The 21,878-nt window shown below is 39.8% G+C and carries 34 protein-coding genes; 25 read left to right on the top strand and 9 right to left on the bottom strand.

Annotated features, from left to right (window positions below):
* Positions 1-2 precede the first annotated feature (2 nt).
* The 6 genes from N5J47_RS00325 to N5J47_RS00300 form a co-directional block, all read right to left on the bottom strand.
* Entirely contained in the window at positions 3-266 is a 264-nt protein-coding gene (locus N5J47_RS00325; protein WP_279961000.1) for a helix-turn-helix domain-containing protein, read from the bottom strand.
* A gap of 33 nt (positions 267-299) precedes the next feature.
* Positions 300-1,061, bottom strand: a complete 762-nt coding sequence (locus N5J47_RS00320; protein WP_279960930.1) for a hypothetical protein — start codon at positions 1,059-1,061, stop codon at positions 300-302.
* Positions 1,062-1,071: 10 nt separating this feature from the next.
* Positions 1,072-1,653, bottom strand: a complete 582-nt coding sequence (locus tag N5J47_RS00315; RefSeq protein ID WP_279960931.1) for a hypothetical protein — start codon at positions 1,651-1,653, stop codon at positions 1,072-1,074.
* Positions 1,653-2,114 carry a hypothetical protein gene (locus N5J47_RS00310; RefSeq protein ID WP_279960932.1) on the bottom strand — a complete coding sequence of 154 codons (462 nt, stop codon included), beginning with the start codon at positions 2,112-2,114 and terminating at the stop codon, positions 1,653-1,655. The genes N5J47_RS00315 and N5J47_RS00310 overlap by 1 nt, the downstream gene beginning before the upstream one ends.
* Before the next feature lie 100 nt (positions 2,115-2,214).
* Entirely contained in the window at positions 2,215-3,063 is an 849-nt protein-coding gene (locus N5J47_RS00305; RefSeq protein ID WP_279960934.1) for a DUF2303 family protein, read from the bottom strand.
* A 51-nt stretch (positions 3,064-3,114) separates the two neighbouring features.
* Complete coding sequence (locus N5J47_RS00300) at positions 3,115-3,450, bottom strand: hypothetical protein (RefSeq protein ID WP_279960935.1); 336 nt, start codon at positions 3,448-3,450, stop codon at positions 3,115-3,117.
* 177 nt (positions 3,451-3,627) lie between these two features.
* On the opposite strand from N5J47_RS00300, the gene N5J47_RS00295 reads away from it, so the two are divergent.
* Positions 3,628-3,966, top strand: coding sequence for a hypothetical protein (locus N5J47_RS00295; protein ID WP_279960936.1), 339 nt, complete (start codon positions 3,628-3,630; stop codon positions 3,964-3,966).
* A gap of 4 nt (positions 3,967-3,970) precedes the next feature.
* Here N5J47_RS00295 and N5J47_RS00290 read toward each other — a convergent pair whose 3' ends face one another.
* Together N5J47_RS00290 and N5J47_RS00285 are read right to left on the bottom strand one after the other, a co-directional pair.
* On the bottom strand, positions 3,971-4,270 hold the full coding sequence (locus tag N5J47_RS00290) for a hypothetical protein (RefSeq protein ID WP_279960937.1): 300 nt from the start codon (positions 4,268-4,270) through the stop codon (positions 3,971-3,973).
* Between the two features lie 36 nt (positions 4,271-4,306).
* On the bottom strand, positions 4,307-5,146 hold the full coding sequence (locus N5J47_RS00285; RefSeq protein WP_279960938.1) for a S24 family peptidase: 840 nt from the start codon (positions 5,144-5,146) through the stop codon (positions 4,307-4,309).
* Positions 5,147-5,211: 65 nt separating this feature from the next.
* On the opposite strand from N5J47_RS00285, the gene N5J47_RS00280 reads away from it, so the two are divergent.
* Genes N5J47_RS00280 through N5J47_RS00165 form a run of 24 tightly spaced genes read left to right on the top strand, consistent with a single transcriptional unit; the run spans position 5,212 to position 21,129 of the window.
* Positions 5,212-5,454 carry a YdaS family helix-turn-helix protein gene (locus N5J47_RS00280; protein WP_279960940.1) on the top strand — a complete coding sequence of 81 codons (243 nt, stop codon included), beginning with the start codon at positions 5,212-5,214 and terminating at the stop codon, positions 5,452-5,454.
* A gap of 29 nt (positions 5,455-5,483) precedes the next feature.
* Complete coding sequence (locus tag N5J47_RS00275) at positions 5,484-5,753, top strand: hypothetical protein (protein ID WP_279960941.1); 270 nt, start codon at positions 5,484-5,486, stop codon at positions 5,751-5,753.
* A 32-nt stretch (positions 5,754-5,785) separates the two neighbouring features.
* A complete protein-coding gene (locus tag N5J47_RS00270) occupies positions 5,786-6,472 on the top strand; it encodes a phage antirepressor KilAC domain-containing protein (protein ID WP_279960942.1) in 687 nt (228 codons plus the stop codon).
* 60 nt (positions 6,473-6,532) lie between these two features.
* Complete coding sequence (locus N5J47_RS00265; RefSeq protein WP_279960943.1) at positions 6,533-7,627, top strand: hypothetical protein; 1,095 nt, start codon at positions 6,533-6,535, stop codon at positions 7,625-7,627.
* Positions 7,624-7,902 carry a hypothetical protein gene (locus N5J47_RS00260; RefSeq protein ID WP_279960944.1) on the top strand — a complete coding sequence of 93 codons (279 nt, stop codon included), beginning with the start codon at positions 7,624-7,626 and terminating at the stop codon, positions 7,900-7,902. The genes N5J47_RS00265 and N5J47_RS00260 overlap by 4 nt, the downstream gene beginning before the upstream one ends.
* 7 nt (positions 7,903-7,909) lie before the next feature.
* Positions 7,910-8,416, top strand: coding sequence for a hypothetical protein (locus N5J47_RS00255; protein WP_279960945.1), 507 nt, complete (start codon positions 7,910-7,912; stop codon positions 8,414-8,416).
* Positions 8,413-9,204, top strand: a complete 792-nt coding sequence (locus N5J47_RS00250; protein ID WP_279960946.1) for a hypothetical protein — start codon at positions 8,413-8,415, stop codon at positions 9,202-9,204. The genes N5J47_RS00255 and N5J47_RS00250 overlap by 4 nt, the downstream gene beginning before the upstream one ends.
* Positions 9,201-9,818, top strand: a complete 618-nt coding sequence (locus N5J47_RS00245; protein ID WP_279960947.1) for a hypothetical protein — start codon at positions 9,201-9,203, stop codon at positions 9,816-9,818. The genes N5J47_RS00250 and N5J47_RS00245 overlap by 4 nt, the downstream gene beginning before the upstream one ends.
* Entirely contained in the window at positions 9,815-10,498 is a 684-nt protein-coding gene (locus N5J47_RS00240; RefSeq protein WP_279960948.1) for a metallophosphoesterase, read from the top strand. The genes N5J47_RS00245 and N5J47_RS00240 overlap by 4 nt, the downstream gene beginning before the upstream one ends.
* Positions 10,495-12,219, top strand: coding sequence for a DNA cytosine methyltransferase (locus N5J47_RS00235; RefSeq protein ID WP_279960949.1), 1,725 nt, complete (start codon positions 10,495-10,497; stop codon positions 12,217-12,219). Before N5J47_RS00240 ends, N5J47_RS00235 begins: the two co-directional genes overlap by 4 nt.
* On the top strand, positions 12,216-13,295 hold the full coding sequence (locus tag N5J47_RS00230; protein WP_279960950.1) for a site-specific DNA-methyltransferase: 1,080 nt from the start codon (positions 12,216-12,218) through the stop codon (positions 13,293-13,295). Before N5J47_RS00235 ends, N5J47_RS00230 begins: the two co-directional genes overlap by 4 nt.
* 5 nt (positions 13,296-13,300) lie before the next feature.
* The gene (locus N5J47_RS00225) at positions 13,301-14,347 is read left to right on the top strand and encodes a site-specific DNA-methyltransferase (RefSeq protein ID WP_347815015.1); all 1,047 of its coding nucleotides are present in this window, start codon (positions 13,301-13,303) and stop codon (positions 14,345-14,347) included.
* Complete coding sequence (locus N5J47_RS00220; protein ID WP_279960952.1) at positions 14,347-15,276, top strand: YdaU family protein; 930 nt, start codon at positions 14,347-14,349, stop codon at positions 15,274-15,276. Before N5J47_RS00225 ends, N5J47_RS00220 begins: the two co-directional genes overlap by 1 nt.
* Entirely contained in the window at positions 15,269-16,018 is a 750-nt protein-coding gene (locus tag N5J47_RS00215) for a hypothetical protein (protein WP_279960953.1), read from the top strand. Before N5J47_RS00220 ends, N5J47_RS00215 begins: the two co-directional genes overlap by 8 nt.
* The gene (locus N5J47_RS00210) at positions 16,015-16,509 is read left to right on the top strand and encodes a hypothetical protein (RefSeq protein WP_279960954.1); all 495 of its coding nucleotides are present in this window, start codon (positions 16,015-16,017) and stop codon (positions 16,507-16,509) included. Before N5J47_RS00215 ends, N5J47_RS00210 begins: the two co-directional genes overlap by 4 nt.
* Entirely contained in the window at positions 16,499-17,182 is a 684-nt protein-coding gene (locus N5J47_RS00205) for a RusA family crossover junction endodeoxyribonuclease (RefSeq protein ID WP_279960955.1), read from the top strand. Before N5J47_RS00210 ends, N5J47_RS00205 begins: the two co-directional genes overlap by 11 nt.
* A gap of 1 nt (position 17,183) precedes the next feature.
* On the top strand, positions 17,184-17,885 hold the full coding sequence (locus N5J47_RS00200; RefSeq protein ID WP_279960956.1) for a helix-turn-helix transcriptional regulator: 702 nt from the start codon (positions 17,184-17,186) through the stop codon (positions 17,883-17,885).
* A 2-nt stretch (positions 17,886-17,887) separates the two neighbouring features.
* Positions 17,888-18,742: a hypothetical protein gene (locus tag N5J47_RS00195; protein WP_279960958.1), complete on the top strand. Its 855-nt coding sequence runs from the start codon at positions 17,888-17,890 to the stop codon at positions 18,740-18,742.
* Positions 18,739-19,434, top strand: a complete 696-nt coding sequence (locus N5J47_RS00190) for an adenylosuccinate synthase (protein WP_279960960.1) — start codon at positions 18,739-18,741, stop codon at positions 19,432-19,434. The genes N5J47_RS00195 and N5J47_RS00190 overlap by 4 nt, the downstream gene beginning before the upstream one ends.
* Positions 19,431-19,808: a hypothetical protein gene (locus N5J47_RS00185; RefSeq protein WP_279960962.1), complete on the top strand. Its 378-nt coding sequence runs from the start codon at positions 19,431-19,433 to the stop codon at positions 19,806-19,808. The genes N5J47_RS00190 and N5J47_RS00185 overlap by 4 nt, the downstream gene beginning before the upstream one ends.
* Before the next feature lie 29 nt (positions 19,809-19,837).
* The gene (locus N5J47_RS00180; RefSeq protein WP_279960963.1) at positions 19,838-20,131 is read left to right on the top strand and encodes a hypothetical protein; all 294 of its coding nucleotides are present in this window, start codon (positions 19,838-19,840) and stop codon (positions 20,129-20,131) included.
* A complete protein-coding gene (locus N5J47_RS00175; RefSeq protein ID WP_279960964.1) occupies positions 20,128-20,367 on the top strand; it encodes a hypothetical protein in 240 nt (79 codons plus the stop codon). The genes N5J47_RS00180 and N5J47_RS00175 overlap by 4 nt, the downstream gene beginning before the upstream one ends.
* Complete coding sequence (locus N5J47_RS00170) at positions 20,360-20,794, top strand: hypothetical protein (RefSeq protein WP_279960965.1); 435 nt, start codon at positions 20,360-20,362, stop codon at positions 20,792-20,794. The genes N5J47_RS00175 and N5J47_RS00170 overlap by 8 nt, the downstream gene beginning before the upstream one ends.
* On the top strand, positions 20,791-21,129 hold the full coding sequence (locus tag N5J47_RS00165; RefSeq protein ID WP_279960966.1) for a hypothetical protein: 339 nt from the start codon (positions 20,791-20,793) through the stop codon (positions 21,127-21,129). The genes N5J47_RS00170 and N5J47_RS00165 overlap by 4 nt, the downstream gene beginning before the upstream one ends.
* Positions 21,130-21,139: 10 nt before the next feature.
* Here the strand turns inward: N5J47_RS00165 and N5J47_RS00160 are convergent, their stop codons facing one another.
* Complete coding sequence (locus N5J47_RS00160) at positions 21,140-21,829, bottom strand: hypothetical protein (RefSeq protein ID WP_279960967.1); 690 nt, start codon at positions 21,827-21,829, stop codon at positions 21,140-21,142.
* Between the last annotated feature and the right edge of the window lie 49 nt (positions 21,830-21,878).

The following is a 21,878-nucleotide window of genomic DNA, read 5'->3' as shown; positions in this document are numbered from 1 at the left end:
ACTCACTTCATTAAGCCGTGGGCTTTCAATTTTTTGCGTAGGGTTCCACGGTTAAGGCCTAAGATTGCAGCAGCCCTGGTTTGATTACCGCGCACCTTTTCAAGAATTTCTTCAAGCAATGGCTTTTCAAACAATGCCGATACCTCGTCAAAAAGATTTTCTTCAGTGGTATCGACCATATGCTTAACAACAGCCCGAATATGGGCAGGGGTGACAAAAGTCGGTGTTACATCAGTTTTAGCGTTCATTAAACTTTCCAAATTTATTTAAATTAAAGACAAGGGGAGGCCAGCGGATTTTTAGGCGCAACCCCATCCTGCATGTGCTTTTTTGTTCTTACAGGCATCTACAATTGGCTTTTCGTATTGAGTGCCTTTGAAATGATTGAGTGCTGCGTCCAGTATTGATGTGTCTGGTGCATGGCAGATCGCTTTTAGTGCATCGTTAAAAATTTGTTGTTCAGTACGTTTTGGCTTACTAACAACTTCATTTTGCTGTCCACCATCAGGAACATTTTGTGCTTGATTTACTGGTGGCTGTTGCTTGGTCTGCGCTTGAGTATCATTGGCAGCATTGTTAATCGGACCATAGTAATATTCGCGTGCACGTTGTTGATAACCAGGTGCATTCCAGTAGCCCGCATGAATATCACCAGCAAAACCTAAAAGACTTAAGGCCTTAACAGTTGCATTGGTTTTAGACTTTTTAATAGCATCTTCGTCATAAACCATACCTGTACTTGCTTTGTACATAGCCTTAGACCCGCCAGATTGTTCCACACAGCATTTCTGACCATTTTTCATGTACCAAAGAACAATAATTATCCAATGGCAAATAGTCACATCATCAAGTTTCTGGAAGCCATGATCTTTGATGTCCACACCCCAGCCTTGACCAATTGGACCAAAAGTTTCAGTGGCCCTTTGAATCAACCAGTAAGCTTTAGGTGAAGTACCTTTATAAGGTTTACCCTTAATTTCTGTGGTTTGCGTAGGATCAGTTATACAGACCGAATGCCATAACGCCATATTCGAATTATCTTGGTTGTTTGCATTACCCATGACGATCTCCTTAACCCAAAATTTTGCGTTGATGAGGAGGCAGGTCCTTAAAAAAACCCTTTTTGTCCAGGTGGGCAGCTTTGCGGCTTCTTTCCTTGGCCTGTCTTGCTTTATACAAGTTCTCAAACTGTTTTTCTGATGGAGTAATATCCACCAGCTGACCGTTTTGCTCACGATAAAAGTCAAAACCATTGAGGTAAAAACCCCAGGTAAAACTTTTCTTCAGGCCGTGGTGCAGTTTGCTATCTTCATTGCGTTTAAGGACAATGATTGTGGGATTCTCAAAACCCAGGCGATAGCGTTCATTTCCATCACCATCATTGTTTAAATATTCACAAAAGAATTTGGCAGATTTTTCTTTGAAACGCTGGGTTTCAAAAGTTTTCATTGAGAAGCGGAATTTCAGGAAACCGCTATAAATATCAGCAATTGATACTGGGCAATTCTTCTCAATAAAAGTCCAGTCAGATGTATCCACTTCGGTATATTCGATACCAATGTTTTTACTGAGAGCCTCTAAAACCTGTTCTGGACTAAGGTGTTGCGAAAAGGCTTGCAACGGTTCGCTGATTCGTTCTTGCAAAGTAGCCATTAGCGAACCTCCACCAATTGATGCACTTCAATAAAGTTTTTAATGGCTTCATTGATTTGCCTGTGGTCTTGATCATTTGTGAAATCATCCACAAATTCGCCGTTTGCAGTGTTTTTGATTTTGCCAATATCCAGGCGGATAATTGTGACATCGGCATCATGACTTTCAGTTAGGCCGTAATCCCTCAACTGGGCTTCAAATTTAAAGTCAAAGGACACGAAATAACCGCCCAGATTGACTATTCCAGTCCCTGTATTTTTTGAAGTAATTGAAAGCTGTACGATGCCGTCGGTTGAACGGTTAGTGTCTGCAACAAATTCCTTTTTCTCAGGCTGATAACTAACAGGCTGAAATTCTGCCATCCCAATTCCCAATAGAACCAAGACAGTAATAATTGCAGTAATGAGAATTACATTTGGGACACTAAATGTAATATTGCTTTGAGCGAGCTTTTGTTCCATAATGACCTCGTTCCATAGTGTTCAGCAATGAATACTGATTTTTAAAAAAGCCCTGAATCCGCCAAGAAAGCAGGGCTTTTTTATGCCTTTAAATTAGGGTTTATGCTTGGAAAGTACCGATTAAGACCTGTTGATCAGGTAACAACTCTGCAACCTTTTCTTTGAATTCCTGAATGATTTCATTAGTCAGTAATTCTTCTTTGACAATCTGAAGCTGAAAAACTGGATTGCCATCATTGGCATTAACAATCAAACGGAGTTTGATGAACTTCACATCAAGCCCAATGTAGGCTGTATCATCAATTTCAAAATAGGCAGGCAGTTTACCCGCTGTAGTTTCAGCCTCAATGCGCTCTAGTGTTGAACGGGATTCACTCACATTTGAGACAGATGATTCTGATTTTGCTGTCGAATCAATCTTCATGTTGCGGACAGCATGGATTGCTTCATTGATGGGAATCAACACACCAGTTTCAGTCGTGGCACGGAATACAGATGCCCAATCTTCAAGTGTTGTGGCAAAGGCTTTCTGGTTCAGCTTTTGACCTTTAAGCTCGTTGATTTTTTTCCACGCAACTGTTGGATCAAGCTGTAAAGTCGCAATATGGTCACAATGGCCTTGGTCGAATCCCGCTTGGTTGTAATTCAATACAGCAACTGCTTTTACATTGTCGCGTGATACGAATACAGGTACTGAATCAACAACTTCTGTTTCAGTATCAGATGGTTTAGCATCCACAGGAGTTGCTGATGATTTAATGTAATCTGCAAAGTCTGCAAAAATAGGGGTGCTAAATGTGCCACGAATGCGGCTACGGCCAAATTGGTACTTTTCAGTATCTTCAAGTTTGTACTTATCTTGAACTGCGACAAGTTCACCTCGAATTATGTTGACCACTGGCTGACAATGTTTAACAACTGCGGGTGCTTCGTTATTTTCTAATGACATGAGATTTAATAATCCTAGTTAATTAAGGTTGGGGGCAGTGAAGAAAAAGCTTTAAGCTTTTTCGTTCTTTTCGTGGAAAAGTTGACCTGTATGGTTTGCAAACAGGGTTACATCACCAGTTAAATTGACATGCATCGGTGTTTGTTCGTTGTGTTCTTCGACACGCTTACCTTTTGCAAGTGGTTCGTTGAATTGCAGTTTGCTTTCAATCTGAACCTGGGAGTCCGTAAGCTTGGTGACTTTAAGCTTGATATTGATTTCACCAGCTTTGCCTGTGCGGATGACGCTGTTCGCAACTTCAGTTACTGAAACACCAAGCTGCTTAGCGAAAACACCAGCGCCAATATCTTCAATGAACTGTTGTGCATCGGTTGGTTTCTTTGACATTTTTCACCACCTAATTTTTAGGTTTTTGTTGTTGGTGAAGTTAATTTAGTATAAAACTAAATTCAAAGCAATATTAAATTTAGTTTTATACTAAATTATTTTTTATAGTATTACTAATTTTATGCTTTAATAGACAAAGAAAGCCCTCTTGGTCTCGGTTGAATGGAGTTTATTGAGATGAGTGAAGAACAAGAAAGTGAAGTTGCCATTATTCCAGCAGGCAGCTATGTTGGTATCATGGGTTGCCGCTTTATCTTGCTACAAGACAGTAAGGTTGAGGCAGATCAAGCTAACCTTGATTACATCCTTAAGCATCAGAAAGATTTTTATAGTTTTGATACATCTTATATGGATAGTAGTCATCAAAAGGCTGATGATCTTTTTCAAAAAATAGATGATCTGCTTCAAAAACAACTAGATCAACTTGCTAAAACTAAAATAAAAGGGAATGTGAACCGAGAATACCTTATGAAAAAGCTAGATAAATTAATAGAGAATTTATCCAATAAAACTTAAATCGCTATTTCTTCATGTTGCTTCTAGTTAACTTGGCAAGCCTTTTAAGTTCACTATTAAAACCTTTCAGCACTATACCTATGGCTTCAGATGCTACTTCTGGAGTTTCAAAGTGGTCTGAAGTAATCAGTTGCTTAATCATGGGATTATGTTGATCAGATACCTCACTAATGCCAAGCAAAATTGATGCTGCAACATAAGGATGATGTTGAATAATTTGATCAGCAAACATCATTAAAATATGGTTTTTACCCAATAAATCAAAGATTTTAATATCATCATTTGTAAGTAATTTATCAATCATTCCATTCTCTACTCAATGCAGTGTGTTGGATCAGGGTTAAATTTTTCTTATCCTTTTTCGCCTTGATCCACCTAGAGGCCTTGAAGCATCAATAACTAGCCCCACTAACACCATGTCATCTTCAAATTCAATAATATTTGGTTTCCAGTCAGGGTTTAATGCTTGTAAATATTTTCGCTGATCACTTTCTATGATCAACTTTTTAAAAGTTGCATTTGTATTGTCGCGAACAACAATTAGATCACCTGAAATCAAATCCGATACATAAATATTTGGGTCAACAAGTATATAGTCACCCTCAATATAATCTGGCGAATTGCTAACACCGACTACTTTTAAGTAATAACAACCCTCTGGATCATCTAAGCTTAAAGGGGGCTGCCAATCCAAGACATCTGTTAAATCTACTGGTTCCATTGCCGTCATCATACCCGCCTGCACCCAAGATAGGACAGGCAATAATCTTGTTGTTATTGGAGCCACATTATTATCAAGACGTGATCCAGAGCTCAACTGATTAGAGCTAGAGGTGCGACTTGAATTGTCGTTATAGGCTGGTTGGGGTTGATTATTAATTAAAAACTCATCTCGAATTGAATCATCATGCAGGCTATCCATATAGCCATGTTCTAAATTTAGTTTTTTTTCTATTTTTCTAGCTACAACTGCGCCTAAATTTACAGGTTTGCCGTTTTTACCAATCGTGCCAGTAATAATTTGACTGAAATAGGAAGCAGCCGTATCTACAGCGATTGAGAACTGTTTCTGTGAACCAAATTTGTTAATCAAATTAATCAAATTGGTTTTGCGTATGTTTGAGATATCCATAATTAGATTTAATAGTAAAAAACTAAAAAGATAAATGTATAAAAACATAAACTGAGCTTGCAAAAAAATTAGTATAATACTAAATTATATGAAACTGAATTTAGGTGTAATTTATGACATCAATACAAAAGACTGAACAAGCAAAGACCCAAGTTACGAGTTTGCTGTCTTATTTAAAAAAACTTGGTTCAGATGATGCCACTGAGAAATTTGCAAAAAAATGCGGAACCACCAAGGGTAATTTACTGCAAATCGCCTATGGCGGGAGCGTATCAGCAAGATTATCAAAAAAAATCTGCAATGAAAGTAATGGTGAAGTGCCATTAGAAGAGTTGCGCCCAGATATTTTTGCCTAACCATCAACCCTGCAATGGAGTGCATAACTGTGAGAAATGAAGAAATGCAAGAGGCAGCAGAGCTTGGATTTTTAGACTTGGATGGAAAACGCTCTGATTCAGTATCAACGCGCTTACCGTATGAGGCGCTGTGCGCAATTGATGCGCTAGCGGCAATGGATGACATAAAACGCTCTGAATGGATTCGGGATGCAGTCATAGAAAAATTAGTTCGATTAAAAAGACAGCATGATTATCTATCGAAAGCTTTTGGTGGTGCCACGAATACAACGAATACAACGTATTCAAAAAATACTTAATGCTCGAATTGGGTAGGTGAGGTGTATTAGCTATGAATAATTTAGCGCAAAACTTAGGTGGTTCTAATCAAGTCACAATGAGTTCGATAGAGATTGTTGATTTCATCAATACATTTCGTAAAGAAGCGGGTGATGACTCTATATTGCGTCATGATCACTTCATGGCGAAAGTACCGAAAGTATTAGGAGAAATGTACGCTCCCAAATTTTTGGGAACGCAAAATTACGGCAATAACAACACTCGGTACATCTACAACCTCCCAAAACGTGAAGCCTGTTTGATGGCTATGTCATATAGCTATGAATTACAAGCTGCCGTGTTTGATCGCATGACAGCTTTAGAGGAAGCATTAAAAACACCAGTTATTCCTCAATCATTTTCTGAAGCATTGCAATTGGCAGCAAACCAGGCACGTCAGTTAGAGCTCGCAGCGCCGAAAGTTGAGTATTACGACAAGATTGTTGAGCGTTCAACACTTTTGAATGCTTCGCAAGTAGCACAAAAAATCAAAATTTCAGCAGTAAAAATGAACCAGCTTTTAGACAAATTCGATGTTTACCACAAAGGGGTTAAGCGTGCTCGCTTATTTCAACAGTGGTTCATTGACAAGGGTTTAGGAGAAGTAAAACAGACTGAACTAGGCTTTTCACAGCCGATGTTCACAACAAAAGGAGAGGCTTGGGTAATAGAGAAATTGACAGGCGAGGGCTTGGTTTAACCGCCTCTTGTTGGAGCAAGAAGCGGTTAAGAGTTTATTCATTTATTTTTCGAGGTACAAATGAACATAAATACTTTATCAGAACATCGTTGTGCAGACAAATGCACGGATTTTAAGGCTACTGGAGAGCAGTGCAATCACTGTTTGGTGAGCAATTCGGAAATTCCGAACAGTTTGGGTTTTGCTGATGGTAGTGCGGTGGCTTTGAGCAACCCAAGCTTTAAGCTTAGTGAGCTTAAGCAGATCATTGCTGAAATGACCGCAGCAAATGACCGCTTAATTCTTAAGTATATGAGTGAAAAAAGACAGGAAATAGCTGCAATACATGGTTCATTTAATGTTGCTTTAGCGGGACTTATTCTTCAACTGGAATTACCACAAGGGAACACAAAAAAGCATATTCAGCTTGCAGAAACAGAGTTGTATAGACAACAGCAAAAAGCTGAACTCCTTAAAACTGAAAAATTGGCTACCCAGGTTGAATTGGATGCGCATCATCAACTTTTAAGTAAGGTTGGTGGAATTCAACATGCTTTAAATATTCTGTATGGTAACTCTGATGATTTTAGTTTTTATTCTTTAGAGCAAAGATATTATTGCCATTCAGTAACCATCGGAAATCTAATTTCTATTGAGGCACTTGAAGTAGCTGTTTGCCAATACTTTATTGAGCGTTTTGGTAGTATTCAGGCCATTCAATACATTGTTGATCAGGCACCCAAAGAGGCAACACATTTTAATTATGCTTATGAGAAGCTGAATCCGCGTGAAGAAAGCTTGTCATTATGGGTTGGTGGTAAATGGGTATTACAAGCTATAGGGATTTTCACTTATAAAAAAACCACAGCCGAAAGTGTATCAATTTCAGATTTACAAATTGTATTGGAGCACTATAAATCTGTGGAGTTTTCAGAAAGTACCATTTCTGGCGAACATTCATTTTCTTATTCACAGATTACAAAAAGTACAGAAGAACAGATCAAGTTTTTCAATGAGCAAAAGAAAATTGCTGAAGATGGAGAGGATCAACACGAAGCCATTTCATTTGATCATCAGGCCGATGGTGCCTATTTGCTCTGGTTACGTTTAACCAAAGGTTGCCGTAAACAAGCTGATAACGAACATTTTCAAGCTTTAGTAGGTGCTAAAGCATGAAAAATCGTCATCAAAAGAGCAGTGCTGATACTGCCAATATCCATTATTACCATCAAGAAGCTATCGCACTTTTGCTCACCATGCAGCAAGAGGCCTTGGATGCTGAGTCTCCAGATAACCTGGTCTGGCGTGAAGATTGGAAAGCCCGTTTAGGCTTTGAACAACAATTAAGTGATGAACTTTGCGAACAGCTTGAGGCATCTCTAATTGCATCCCAATTGGTCAGTATTGTTGCTGATGAAAAAATCTTTGTAGTTGCTGGTGCACACAGGTAGGTGCTGCATGAGCTTACGTCCTATTGATTTAACCCCTAAAGAAGTACAGGTGATCCAAAGTGGTGAGAACCTCCAGATTCGAAGAAAGGTTAAGCCTAAAAGCGGTGGTGAAATTATTGGCTGGGGCGGTCCTGCAATTGCTATGGAAGAAATTCCATGTGATGAACCTGATACCCAGCACGTTAGAACGGTGCTCTGTCCATATGGTCAGGTAGGTGATCGTCTGTTTGTCCGTGAAGCATTTGGCACAAAAATCAGGAATGTTGGTGGTACGCCGCATGAGCAATATGCATATAAGGCAGACAATCCAAACGAAGTTAAATTCTTTGACTGCAACGGGCAAGGTCGCCCGATTAAGTGGAAAGCAGCACCAAAAATGCCACGCAAAGCCGCACGCTTATTTCTTGAAATACAGGAAATAAGTGTCGTTCCCAAATATCCAACTCCCACAAACAAGCCAAATCCATTTATGTGGGTAATCAAATTTGTAGTGATTCAGGATGGTGTAGCATGAGTCAAGTTCAGAAATATCAAGTAAATGATTATGTCTTTAAAAAACAGTCAAACCAGATTTTTCAAGTTGTTAAGGTTTTTAATATTGCTGGAAAAACATTTAAATATCGCCTGCTGAATTTAAAACGATTATCTGAAAGCGCACATAGGGAATCAGAAATAGAGCGTGTGGCAACCTCAAATGAATTGGTTGCCAATAAGCGTTTGCCTAAAGAAAAAAGCCCAGTTCTTGAAAAAATTGTCTTAACAAAAATTGGACCATATCAAGAACATTTTGCACTCATTTATGTTGATCCGAATTCGACATATAGCCCTGGTGGTGGTCGAATTACTATAGTTCTTGATTTTTTTGCTGGTAGTGCTTTTTTCAGTCATGTAGGCCAAGGTACGTTTAAAGAGTTTATTGCTCAGTGTGATGAATATTATTTGTTTCGTAAGCTTTTTCCGAAAATTTCAGAGACCAGCCCTGCCCAGAGTGGTGAAGAATTTTTTGAATGGGTGGGGCGTTGTCGATTAAGCCAATTAAAAGAAGCACGACAGAGTGGAGAGGTCAGCAAAAAAGCACTACGAGATGCTTATCAGATTATCAGTGATTTGAATTTTAGTGATGCTGGGCATCTTTATGATTTGCTGTCTAAAGTCACCTTGGAAGTCTTAAATAAAATTCTAGGTGAGGATTGGTGGTGGGATTCCCCACCAAGTAAACCTAATTCAGATTACACATATTTATTAGGAATGCTGAAAGATGTCATTGCCGAATTTAAGAAATTAAATGAGGTGCAGTCATGATTGAGCGTCCGATTTTATTCAACACAGCAATGGTTCAGGCAATTTTATCTGGACAAAAAACTCAGACTCGTCGTGTGGTAAAAAATGAACTGATTATTGATCAGGCAGAATTCGAGTGCGGAAACAGACCCAATGTCACACTAAGTGAGCCAAATCTACAATATAGAGTTGATAACTGGTGCCCATATGGTCAGATCGGTGATCGGCTTTGGGTTCGGGAAACATTTCGTCTATATGATTCAGATGAATGTCCACATGCTGATTTTCCATGTGGCTGTCCTCGACATGGTACACCTTTATATAAAGCATCTCATGATTGTGGAGATGGGGAAAAGTGGAAACCATCAATTCACATGCCACGCTGGGCTTCTCGTATTTTACTTGAAATCACAAACATTCGTGTTGAGCGAGTTCAAGACATTACTACTGAGGATGCCAAAGCGGAGGGTTTTGATTATTCAACACACCCATCTGCAATTCAAATGGGTTATGCCATTGGCGCAAAGACAAACTTTCGTATCACATGGGAACAAATCTACGGACAAAACGAGTGGAATAAAAACCCTTGGGTGTGGGTAGTTGAATTCAAAGTGGTTCAAGGCGGTGCAGTATGACTTTAGTAAAAATTTGGGATAAGGAAATCAAAGGCAATCTTTACACAGTTGGAGATATTCACGGCTGTTACAACTTGCTCATGACTCGACTTAATGAAATTGGCTTTGATTTTGATAATGACCTATTAGTTGCGGTTGGTGACTTGGTGGATCGTGGAACACAAAACATCCAGTGTGTTGAGCTTCTTGGTAAGCCATGGTTTACGTCAGTTCGTGGTAATCACGAAGATTTATGCATTGGTGGTCTGCACAATGAATCTTATAAGCGCTGCCATGTGGTCAATGGTGGAGAGTGGTTTTATCAATTAGATGGGCAGGCAATGTACAACATTGCAAAAGTATTTGCTGAGCTTCCTGTTGTTTTAGAAGTAAGTCATAAGGGCAAAAAGTTTGGCTTTGTTCATGGGCATATTGAGCAGAACAACTGGGAAGAGTTTAAACAATCATTTAATGAAAATCCAACCACCTTTCGAGATCCATCTGAATTGGCAATGTGGGGTCGTGAACGTCTTGATTTTGACAACAAACAATACACTCATGTCACAGGTGTTGATGCAGTGATCATGGGCCATACATTGATTCAAAAGCCCAGTAAACGCGACAATTGTTATTACATCGATACAGGTGCTGTTCATTTTGGAACATTAACTATCCTCAATTTAAATGGGGAGTTGATATGAGCAGTTTTGTTGATTATTCAAAGACATTTAAAACCCAATTTGAATTAAATTTCGCTAAAAAAATTATTGTAGATTTCTTTGCAGGTGGTGGTGGTGCAAGTACTGGCCTTGAGCTTGGTTTAAATATTTCTGTATATGCAGCGGTAAACCATAACCCTAAAGCACTTTCAATGCATGAGGCTAACCATCCGCAAGCAAAACATTACGTTCAAGACGTGTTTGTTGTTGATCCAGTTGCAATTTGTGATGGTTACCCAGTTGGGTGGTTTCATGCAAGCCCTGACTGTACCCATCATTCACAAGCCGCAGGTGGACAGCCACGGAAAAAAGAGATTCGGGATTTAGCTTGGGTTATTCCCAAATTTGCTGGGAAAGTTAAACCAGACGTTATCAGCATGGAAAACGTTAAGCAAATGCTGAATTGGGGGCCATTGATTGCAAAACGTGACAAAGCTACAGGTCGCGTAATCACTTTAGAAAAAATTGAAGTGAACGGAAAAATGGTTTATCGAGTTGCCGAACCTGGTGAATATGTGCCACGTCACAACCAATTTTTAGTGCCTGATCCAAAACGAATCGGCAGAACGTGGAGACAATTTGTTCGTCATCTTGAGTGTTTAGGTTATGTGGTCGAGTGGAAAAAATTGGTTGCGGCTGATTTTGGTGCTCCAACAACACGCGAACGATTATTTATGATTGCTCGTTGTGATGGAAAACCTATCGTATGGCCTAAACCTACACATTTTAAAAATCCTGTACTGGGTCAAAAGAAATGGCGTTCAGCGGCTGAATGTATTGACTTCTCTGATCTTGGGAAATCTATCTTTGATAAGAAGTATGCAAATGCAACTTTGAAAAGAATTGCTCGCGGATTAAAGAAGTTTGTCATTGATAACCTAAGCCCATTTTTTGTTAATTCAGCAGGGAGTTTAAATCAGGGGTCATTAAAAACTTGTAATGGGCCAGATAAACAGGTTGATCCAATCATTGCACCATTTTTAACTGAGTTTGCTAATGCTTCCCAGCAACGAAATTGGTCTATTGAGCAGCCTCTATCCACAATTTGCGCACAAGTAAAGGGTGGGCATCATGGTTTGGTGGCTCCCATTCTGATCCATGCGGGTCATGGGGAGGGCACACCAGATAAGCCACGCTGGAGCGATGGTTGTGACAACATTCTTGAACCATTAGGCACCATCACTACATCAGGCAGTCGCAGACTTGTTACTGCATACATGATGCAGGCCAATGGCGGTTTTAATAAAACAGATGGTCGAAGCCTTGATGAACCTGTATCAACTATTACAAATACAGGCAGTCAACAGCAATTAATCACTGCAACTTTAAGCCAAGCAAATCTAAATGGTGCTTTACGTGTCGCCACTTTCTTAATCAACTATTACGGAAATGGTGATGCGCGAGATATTACCAATCCTTTAGATACGATCACGACAAAAGACAGGCTGGCACTGGTTACGGTTTGGATTAAGGGTGAACCTTGGGTCATCGTTGATATTTGCATAAGAATGCTCAAGCCTACTGAATTATTCAAGGCACAAGGTTTCCCAGGTTCTTACATTATTGAGCATGGTCATGACGGAAAGGCACTGACCAAAACTGAACAGGTCCATATGGTAGGTAATAGTGTGTCACCTGAACCTATGGCTGCAATTGCTCGTGTGAACAATCCATTTATAAATGATGGAGGCTGTCCAGAATGAATCAGCCTTTTGAATTATTCCATGGTGATTGCTTGGATGTCTTGAAAGGCTTACAAGACAATTCTATTGATAGCATCGTTACAGACCCACCATACGGTCTTAAATTTATGGGGCAAAAGTGGGATTACGATGTTCCGAGTGTTGAAATCTGGCGTGAGTGCTTGCGTGTTCTCAAACCAGGTGGACATTTACTTTCTTTTGCTGGTACCCGTACACAGCATAGGATGGCTTGCAATATTGAAGATGCAGGCTTTGAAATTCGGGACATGATTGCATGGCTTTATGGTTCTGGTTTTCCTAAATCTCATAATTTGAAAGGTGAATGGAAAGGATGGGGCACAGCACTAAAGCCAGCCCTTGAACCTATCACGTTTGCTCGGAAACCATTTAACGGTACTGTGGCTGAAAATGTTAAATCCTTTGGCACTGGTGCAATCAACATTGATGAATGCCGAGTGCCAATAGACAAACCTGCTGTCGATGGCAGATTCCCTGCCAATCTTATCCATGATGGCAGTGAGGAAGTGCTTGCCATATTTCCTATCACAACCAGCGGTAGCAACAACATCATAAAGGCATCAGGCAAAGATAAGCGTGGGAATACCAGCGCTGCGTATGGTGCGGAAAGCCGTCCATCAGGCACGGAAATGATTTCATACGGTGACACTGGTTCGGCAGCACGGTTTTTCTATTGTGCCAAAGCCAATAGAAAGGATCGTAACGAGGGGCTTGATTCAAATGAAAAGCCTTTGCTTAAAGCTAATTCAACAATGAGGGACTGTGAAAAAGCTGATTGGTCCGAACGCAATGGCAATCCTCACCCAACGGTCAAACCAACTCAATTAATGCGCTATTTATGCCGATTAATCACGCCGAAAGGTGGCGTGGTTCTTGACCCTTTTATGGGAAGCGGAAGCACTGGTAAAGCTGCATTACTTGAGAAATTCCGATTCATTGGCATTGAGCGTGAATTTAAATATTACAACCTTGCCACGGCTCGATGTCTTTATATCGCCAAAAAAATCCATGAAGAAAGTTTACAACCAGGTTTCTTTGACAGTGTGGTGGCTTTATGAATCACATTAATAAAATCTTTTTTGGTGATTGCCGTCAAATAATGCAACAGATGAAAGATGAGGGGGTAAAAGTACAGATGTGCGTAACTTCACCGCCTTATTTCGGTTTGCGTGATTACGGGGTAGATGGTCAGCTTGGCTTGGAAAATACAGTTTCTGAGTATATTGAAAATATGGTTGATGTTTTTCGCTTGGTAAGGGATTTACTTAAGGATGATGGGACACTTTGGTTAAATCTAGGGGATTCCTATGCAGGTTCAGGGCGGGGGCAATATGCAACTGGTACAGATGATCCTAAACAACCCAAATGTAAAGGGCAGATTTTACCTAAACCTAATACCAAGCAATTGAACCTCAAGCCTAAAGACTTAATTGGTATTCCTTGGCGGGTAGCATTTGCTCTACAGGCTGATGGTTGGTATTTGCGTCAGGATATTATCTGGCACAAACCGAATCCTATGCCTGAAAGTATTAGGGATAGATGCACAAAGGCTCATGAGTACATTTTCTTATTCAGTAAATCACGTAAATATTATTTTGATTATGAAGCCATTCAGGAACCTTTGGCAGAAAGTTCAATTAAACGGTTGGCTCAAAATATTGATTCACAAAAAGGTAGTGACAGGGCTATTGGCAAAACTAATGGTCCAATGAAAGCCGTTGTGGGGCGCAGTGGCAATAAGGCGCGCAAAAGTGGAATAGAAAGGGGCTGTCCGCAGGGAACAGGTAGTAATGTTTGCGGTTCTATTCCATGGGAGGGAACCAAAAGGAATAGACGAAGTGTTTGGACGGTCTCATCTAAGCCATATAAAGGCGCTCATTTCGCAACATATCCTGTGGATTTAATAGAACCATGCATCCTTTCAGGATCTCGAGTTGGTGACGTGGTGCTTGACCCATTTATGGGGAGTGGAACTACAGGTGAGGCATCAATTAAACATGGTCGCAAGTATCTTGGTTGTGAACTAAACCCTCAATATAAACCATTACAAAACGAAAGATTGGAAAGGAAGTTACCTAGCCAACAAGACTTATTTAGTGAGGTGATCTAATGCATAAATATATCCATCATATCGGCGATTTCATGCGTGATACATCTCATTTGTCACCAATTGAAGAATGTTTTTATCGTCGTGCAATTGATTGGTACTACTTAAATGAAAAGCCGTTTCCAAACGATATTGGTGAAGTGTGCCGTTTGTTACGTGCAAAGGGCAAAGTCCAGGTAAAAGCGGTTGAGACAATTTTTAAAGATTTTTTTTATGAAGAAAATAATTTTCTAAAAAATTCTCGCTGTGAAAAAGAAATCACCAAATACAAAGACAAAAGTAGTACTAATCGTGAAAATGGAAAATTAGGTGGTAGACCTAATAAAAACAACGGCTTAGAAAACCATGATGGTTCTGATTCGGATAATGATGGGTTTCCAGATGAAACCGAAGAAAAAGGCAACCATAAACCTATAACCGATAACCCTAAACCTATAACCGATAACCAGATTATAGATGGTAGTGGTAATAACGCGCACGAAGAAAAAACTGAATTACCTCCAATCCAATTTGCAACGTATCACGTTCAGGATCACAGGAAATATTCACTTCTTGAATTCGTGAACCAGTATTCACAATTCCAGAGCGATTTTGTTGATCTTGCATTTCAACGCTATCCAGATGTTTTGTCTGTTGATTTCCAAGCCTTGATGCAGGGTTACTGTGATCACTTTGCAGCGAAAAATGGGAAAAATACGCCGTCAATCTGGTTTGTGAAGTGGCTTTCGTGGATTCAAAACAATTTGCAGGACGTGATCAACCGCCGTGAAAAACAGCAGGTGCTTGAACACCAATCGAAACAGCCCGCAGGTTCAGCCCAACCACAAAAAAGTTATTTTGAGCGTATTGCTGAGGAAGCAAACGAAAGTTCTATACGGGATGTCACTCCAGTAAAAAAGCCGATGGTGGTTGAGGAGTACGGTCATGCATAACAACGTAACGGTTAAAGATATACAGCAATTAATTTTAGATTTACGTGTACTTCATGCGGTTCAGTTCAATAAAAATTTTCCTTTGACTGGACCAGCAGCCATACCAATGGAGGAGGTCGAGAAAATCGCATTAAACGCCTTGATTGGAGTTAGCAAAGATCAGTTTGATAAAGCTATTGCGCGGTTAAAAACATCTGGTAGTAGATTCATGCCGTCATTTTCAGAATTTCGGGAATGGTGTATTGGTCAGTCTTGGATGTCAGCCGATGAAGCATGGTCCCGTGCCTGTAAATTCACCAAAGATAAGAACACACCCATTACTGAATTGACAAAATATGCATTGGATGAAGTGATGTATCTAATGGCTGAGGACCTTGTAAAAGAAGCCCGTGCCCAATTCCTAACCACGTATGTCGCAATGGTTGCAAAAGCCCAATACTTTGGTCGGGTGCAGCAAATGTACCAGCCGCCAAAACAATTGGAACAGACAAAAAAAGAGCATGTTGCTGTGTCTAATGATGAAGCTCAGAAGCATCTCAACGCACTGATGAAAACGCTAAATATCAATAATCGCAAGGTTTCCCAGCCCCAAAAGCTGGAATCTAAAAAGGTTGAACAAGATGATGTTAAAGAGCCTTGGCCTGACCCATTTGATCAGCCTGATGAGTATTTAGATGCATGTGCGCGTGATGGTGTGAACGTTCCCACAACTGTTAAAAAACATATTGGTGGTACAGCATGAATCAAGCACACGCTCAAGCATATGAGCAAAACAACACAGAATCACAGCACTGTTTACAAGATTCAAGAGTCAATGTTGACTTCATCAGTGATTCAAGAACTGAGTTTTCAGGCAAACACATAAAAGGTATTGGAACTGTAGACCGCCATGAGGATGGATATGTCTACGGACGATTGGAACAAGGCACCCCATTTATGTGTCCTGAAGCTCATGTCCAGCCAATTCAATATGATCACATGAAGCAAATGCGGATTGCATTCGAAAGTTGGTTAAAGGGTCAAGCGCTATTTTCTATACTTGTATATCAGTATGGTCCTGATGTCCTTATCTATGATGACATTGACGGTTACAAAATCTTAGCCGTTGCACTGGCATTCGAGGTATGGAAAGAACTGGATAAATCCAAACAGGCAAACTGGACTTTACAAGGTTTAGCCTTGGCACATGCCGCATCGTCAACTCAGACACGAGGTGGCGACAATGGGCAATAACAGAAAAAGCTGGGAAAAATGGTCTAAGGGCAAAGTTGATTTCTTTTCAATGAATCCATTTGCTGAAAGTAAAAGCAATCGTCAGAGCCGTGTTCGCCGTGCCCTTGATAAAAAAGTAATTTTGCCGTGCTCTGTAACTACTCAGGAAGTGAATGGAGACCAATTGCACCAGGGAAGTACAGGTGGGTTGGTAATAACTGGTGATGGTTTTATTGCCGTCAAACTACCTTATGGCATCAGTGCCAATGATATTTGGCGTGCCACCATTGATGAAGAAACAGGGAAACAACGTAATAGTCTGTCATTGAGTGCAAAAAAATTCAAACGTCGTGTATTTGAAATCTATGCGCCAATTTTCAAGGCTATGGAGTGGAAAGCTTTATCAAAGCATTGCGAAATTCGGTTGATTGTTCAGCCACCACGAAAAGTTCGTAGTTACAGTGCCAGCACCTATCCACGCTTTGACATTGATAACTATCCAAAACTTTTGATCGATTCATTAAAGGGTTCAGAGCTGCTTTATAAGGATGACAACATCTTTGTAAAAGAAAAAATCGAATTTGCTGAACCTGCTGAAAATGGGTGTGTATGGCTTTCATGTGTATTTATCAGTGAAACAAACTGGCTTGATAAAAAAGTAGACATCGACTGGCTTGCTGGGAGAGTTGCATAAAATGGCTAAAAGAACAGATTTAGAAAAGCGCGTCCTGATCGGACGTAAGCTCGCAATGGCAAGAGAACGCCGTGGTTTATTACAGCATGAAGTGGCCCTTGAATTGTTTGGTGTGGAGCAAAAGAACCGTATCAGTGAAATGGAGCACGGTAAAACATTGCCTGATGCGGAATTACTTCAAGTGATGTGCAGTATGTACCGTGTTTCAGTGGACTGGGTGCTGGGTTTTACAATCAATCCAGAGCTTAATGAAACAGAATCGGTTGCAGGCTTACTGTTCAATGGTATCGGTGACTTGCTTGCAGAGAATTTAAATGCAGTAACGTCACAAATATCTTTGTTATGTGCACGTCATATCGCTTCATTTCCACCAGCATTGCAGATTCAGTTGCTTGAGCAAGCAAAAGCCTTGGCTAAAAAATTTATTACGCTTGATCGGGAGCAACAGGAAAAGCTACAGCCTGAAATGATTGAACTGATCAAAACAGTTCAGGAATGTGAAAAGAACCGTGCGGTTCAATTCACGAACTTGGCAAAAGGGCTGGAAGATATAACTGATCGTGATGAGGATGAAATTCAAGAAAAAATACTTCAAGACTTAAAGAGCCAGCGTAAGACAAGGTTCACTCAAACATCATTAATGACAGAGGAGAAAGAAGAAGCGCAATTTGATTTTTTCACTGGTGATGTACTGGGCGGTTAAATATGGCAGTGCAATCATATTCACAGGAAATCTGGGATCGTCTCAAAGAGGTTTATGAGTCATCCCCAAAGATCACCTGGCAAAAACTGGTTGATCAGGTAGCTGGGGAGATGGGCTGTGATATGCCATCTCCGTCAGTGGTACGCAGAAAAGCAATCACTGAAAAATGGAAAAAGTGTACTAAAAACCTAGTCAAAAAGACTGCCCGTGAACTCAATAATGAAATTAAAAAATTGACTAGCAAAAAGACCAGTCAAGAAAACACACAATCTGCTGATAGTAAAGGAGAAAATGATAGTCAAAATAATGTCAAAAAGCCGTCAAATATTGCTGATTTTTGGGGTCAAAAATCGAAGTCGGATAAAGGTTTTACCACGGCGGATTTGAATCGACTTACGTCTGCCAAAATTATGCAATTGAACCGCCGCAGATTAGCCGATTTGGGTCAGTTGGCGGGTGACACAATTACCAGTGTGATTCATATCAGAGATGAAGTCTTACAGCTCGATATAAACAATTTGGACGAGGACAATGCGGAATCCCAAAAAATTGTAAATGGTCTGAAATTCAAGATGGGTTTGATCAGTCAGATTGTAGACCTGAATATTAAGCAAAGTATCACTTTATCCAATATCGCTAAGTCAGAGGCCTTGTTCTGGGGCTTTGAGTTAGAGGAATTAAAAGACCAGTCTGAGGTTCAGGCAAAACGGTCTGCAACTATATCTGATGCTGAAGAACGTATGCGAATTGCCAAAGAGAAAATGGCAACTGATAAGAAAGCAGCCTTTGCCCGCAAACTTGCATTAATAGAAGCGGGTGATCCTGAACAAGATGACGAACAACAGGTGGAAGCATGATTCAAAATACTTTAACACACCGCGAATTATGTGAGATTGGCGCAGCGCTTCTACGAAAGCCTGAGTCTGCAAACGGACATGGTTGTCATTTCTCTATTGTTGAACCGTCATGCTATGGAGAGAATCCAGATGTGTTCGGCATTCGCCACGGTAATGGATATGACGTGGGCACAATTCTACTTGAAGCTAAAACAAGCCGTGCTGACTTTCTGGCTGACCGAAAGAAACCACATCGTATTTCTCCAGAGAGAGGTATTGGTAAATGGCGTTATTTCATTTGCCCTACTGATCTGATTAAGCCTGATGAATTGCCTGAACGCTGGGGGCTTATCTATGTATCACCAGGTAAGCGCTGCAAATACATTAAAGGCGCAATGGCAGTACCTAAAGAGTGTGGCTATAGCGGTAAGTATCGGCACGGCGGAAAGTTAGAAATCAGTTTTAGTGAATTCGCTTTCCATAACCGTAATGTTGAAAACGAATTTAATTTACTGGCTTTGGCATTGGCCCGATTAAGAGACCCAGAACAAATTCTTTATATGCAACGTGAATTTTCAAAGTTGAAACAAAGAAATTTTGATCTTGAACAGGAAGTAAACAGTCTACAGGCCTATAAGTCTACTCATGATCTAAAAAATGCTTTGGGTGGTGTGATTGAAAATTTAAATATTAAAAAGGAAACAGTTTTATGAATCCATATATGTTGATCCACCTGCACTATGACCTAAATGAAGCACATAGACTTCTTATTAGATTAACCGAGCTTGGTGTTGGTGATGAAGATAGATTCGGTATTGTAAATGGGATGTGGAATAAAACTTCTGACGGGTTCACCTGGAATGAGTTGTTTACAGCGACAAAAGATTTTGGACTTATCAATAGCTGTGGAGGATTGGCTATAGCAAAAGAAAAAGCTGATAGAGCATTAAAAGAGGGCCTTAACTGCATAAACATTCCATGTGAAAAAGGTTTTGCTGATGTCAGTACCAGCACGGTGGTTGCTGCACTTGGGCGCATTAATGATGCGCTTAAGAGTAAAGAGGGTAAAAACAATGAAATGCACTAAAAAGAATTGCTATGTAGAGGAATGTGAAAATGAATGAGAAAAAATTCGTAGCATTCTGCAAACGTAAAAATAAGTACCTTGATGAAAATTACATTGCTCATACTTACCGAAATGGTCAAGAACTATACCTGGTACAGTTTTTAAACGAGGAGATAAAATCACTTGATGAACTCTATTTAAAGCAGTGTGCAAAGACTGAGGAATTACAGGAACGAATTAACATTGTAATGAGCTTGTTCGGTTGCCAAGAAAAAGTAAGCAGAAACGACATTATTGAAGCTTTGATAGGTGATGACTGGGACAATGGGGAATGCGAACAATGAAATCAGGTCAATGTACCCTCGCCGTGATTCAGAATAATGCCCCTAAAGGGGCAACGCACTATTATCAAAATCAGTGGATCGTGGGTTATCACTTTTATTCAAAAGAAGTTAATTTGTGGTTTGTTTGGGATCATCATTGGGAATACTGGTCATCCAGCATTTTCGAATATCGAATTCCTGAACTCAAGCCATTATTCGAAGTGCAAAATGAAGAATCTGAGGTGGACCATGCATGAGTATAAAGTCGGTGATAAGGTCCTCTATTTAGGTTTATTCGGGAATGAATTCAACCTGGTTGATGAGGTTGTGGGCATTGAGGTTGATGAATACCTTGATCGGGTTAAATATCTCATTAAAGACTCTGCATCTGGGGAGGTGGTAAGCCAGTACGGTATAAACTATCGCCTTGCCACTCTTGGGGAAGTGATAGTGGGGCATCGGCTTATATCAAACAACGGTCAAGTAATAAGTGTATGTAATGTCTTAAATAATCCTGTAGAAGATAGCCAAAGCAATTTTTCTATCAAGCAAACTAAACCGAGACCATTGCTTGAATATTTAGAGAAATGTGAGGATCAGGTAAAGCGTTGGCCCAAGTGGAAAGTTGAGAGTTTAAGGGATGCATTTGGATTGAATTGTGCTATGGGAGATATTAATAAATGAATGAAGAACAGTTTTTAAATAAGCTGGATGAAAAAGGAATAAGTTTTATTATTACTGTGCCAGTGCCATTGGGTTATCAGCAAGTCTTATTAAAAAAGGATCATGTACTGGAATATCTGGCAGATAAATATTCTGTTTTGGCAAAATGTTATGGGGTATCAAAATCTGAATATGTTACCTGGCTAGATCAAGATATGTCTGTCCAATGCTGTGCGACAACAGTCAAAGGTAAACGCTGCAAAAAAGTCATAACAGGTGGGCTTCATGTCTCAGTTGAGGAATGGGTAAAAAGCCAAGGTTTGTTATGTGATTTACATGAAGAAAAGGGCAAATAGTTTGCCCTCATTACCATAGATATTGCCCTTTATCCAATTGTTCATAAGTTTCTAAGGGTTCATCAAAAATAACATTAGAGGGTAGGCAATTCAGTTTTAAAACGGCTTTATCTATAAGTGTCGCCGTGGCACAGTATGATTCACTATTTTCCGTTAAGTCTTTTATGACATCTATAAGTTGGTGAATCCTATCACCACTTAGTTTTATATATTCGCTGGTGATTAGATCAATATGGGAAAAATTATAGTTCCGACTAAAAGGGACATTATTTTCTGACCAATTTACATAGAACAAGGCAGCATCCAAAGATTTTTCTTCAATTTTATAAATAAGTTCTTGATTCAGATGCTCAATCAATCTTAAGGATTTTTCGTACTTTAAGTAAAAGTGTTCAACATAGCTGAAAAGGATGTGAATCTGACAAATTAGTATGGGAAGCAATACATCAACTGAATATATTTTTTGTGGTAAATGTACTGTGCTATTTTCAACAATTGGCATGTTGATTGTTTCAACTTTTCTTTCGCCACTCCATGCCTTTCTTAAATCGTAATTTAAGCCTAGAGTAAACAGTACATCGTCCCATTCCTCATCTTCTGGGAGGATGTCACTAATAGCCTCATATAACTCCATTAGATCATCTTCGGTACCTGAAATTTTTGCACCTAACGATAGTGGTGTCAGAGTTACTGTCAGCATTGTAATTCCTAGCTAATTTTTAGCCAAAGAATATAACAACCAGTTTTGA

The sequence above is a fragment of the Acinetobacter sp. GD03645 genome (genome assembly GCF_029845285.1).
Classification (GTDB): domain Bacteria; phylum Pseudomonadota; class Gammaproteobacteria; order Pseudomonadales; family Moraxellaceae; genus Acinetobacter; species Acinetobacter corruptisaponis.
The sequence above is the reverse complement of the archived record's forward strand: the minus strand, read 5'-3'. Positions and strand labels throughout refer to the sequence as shown.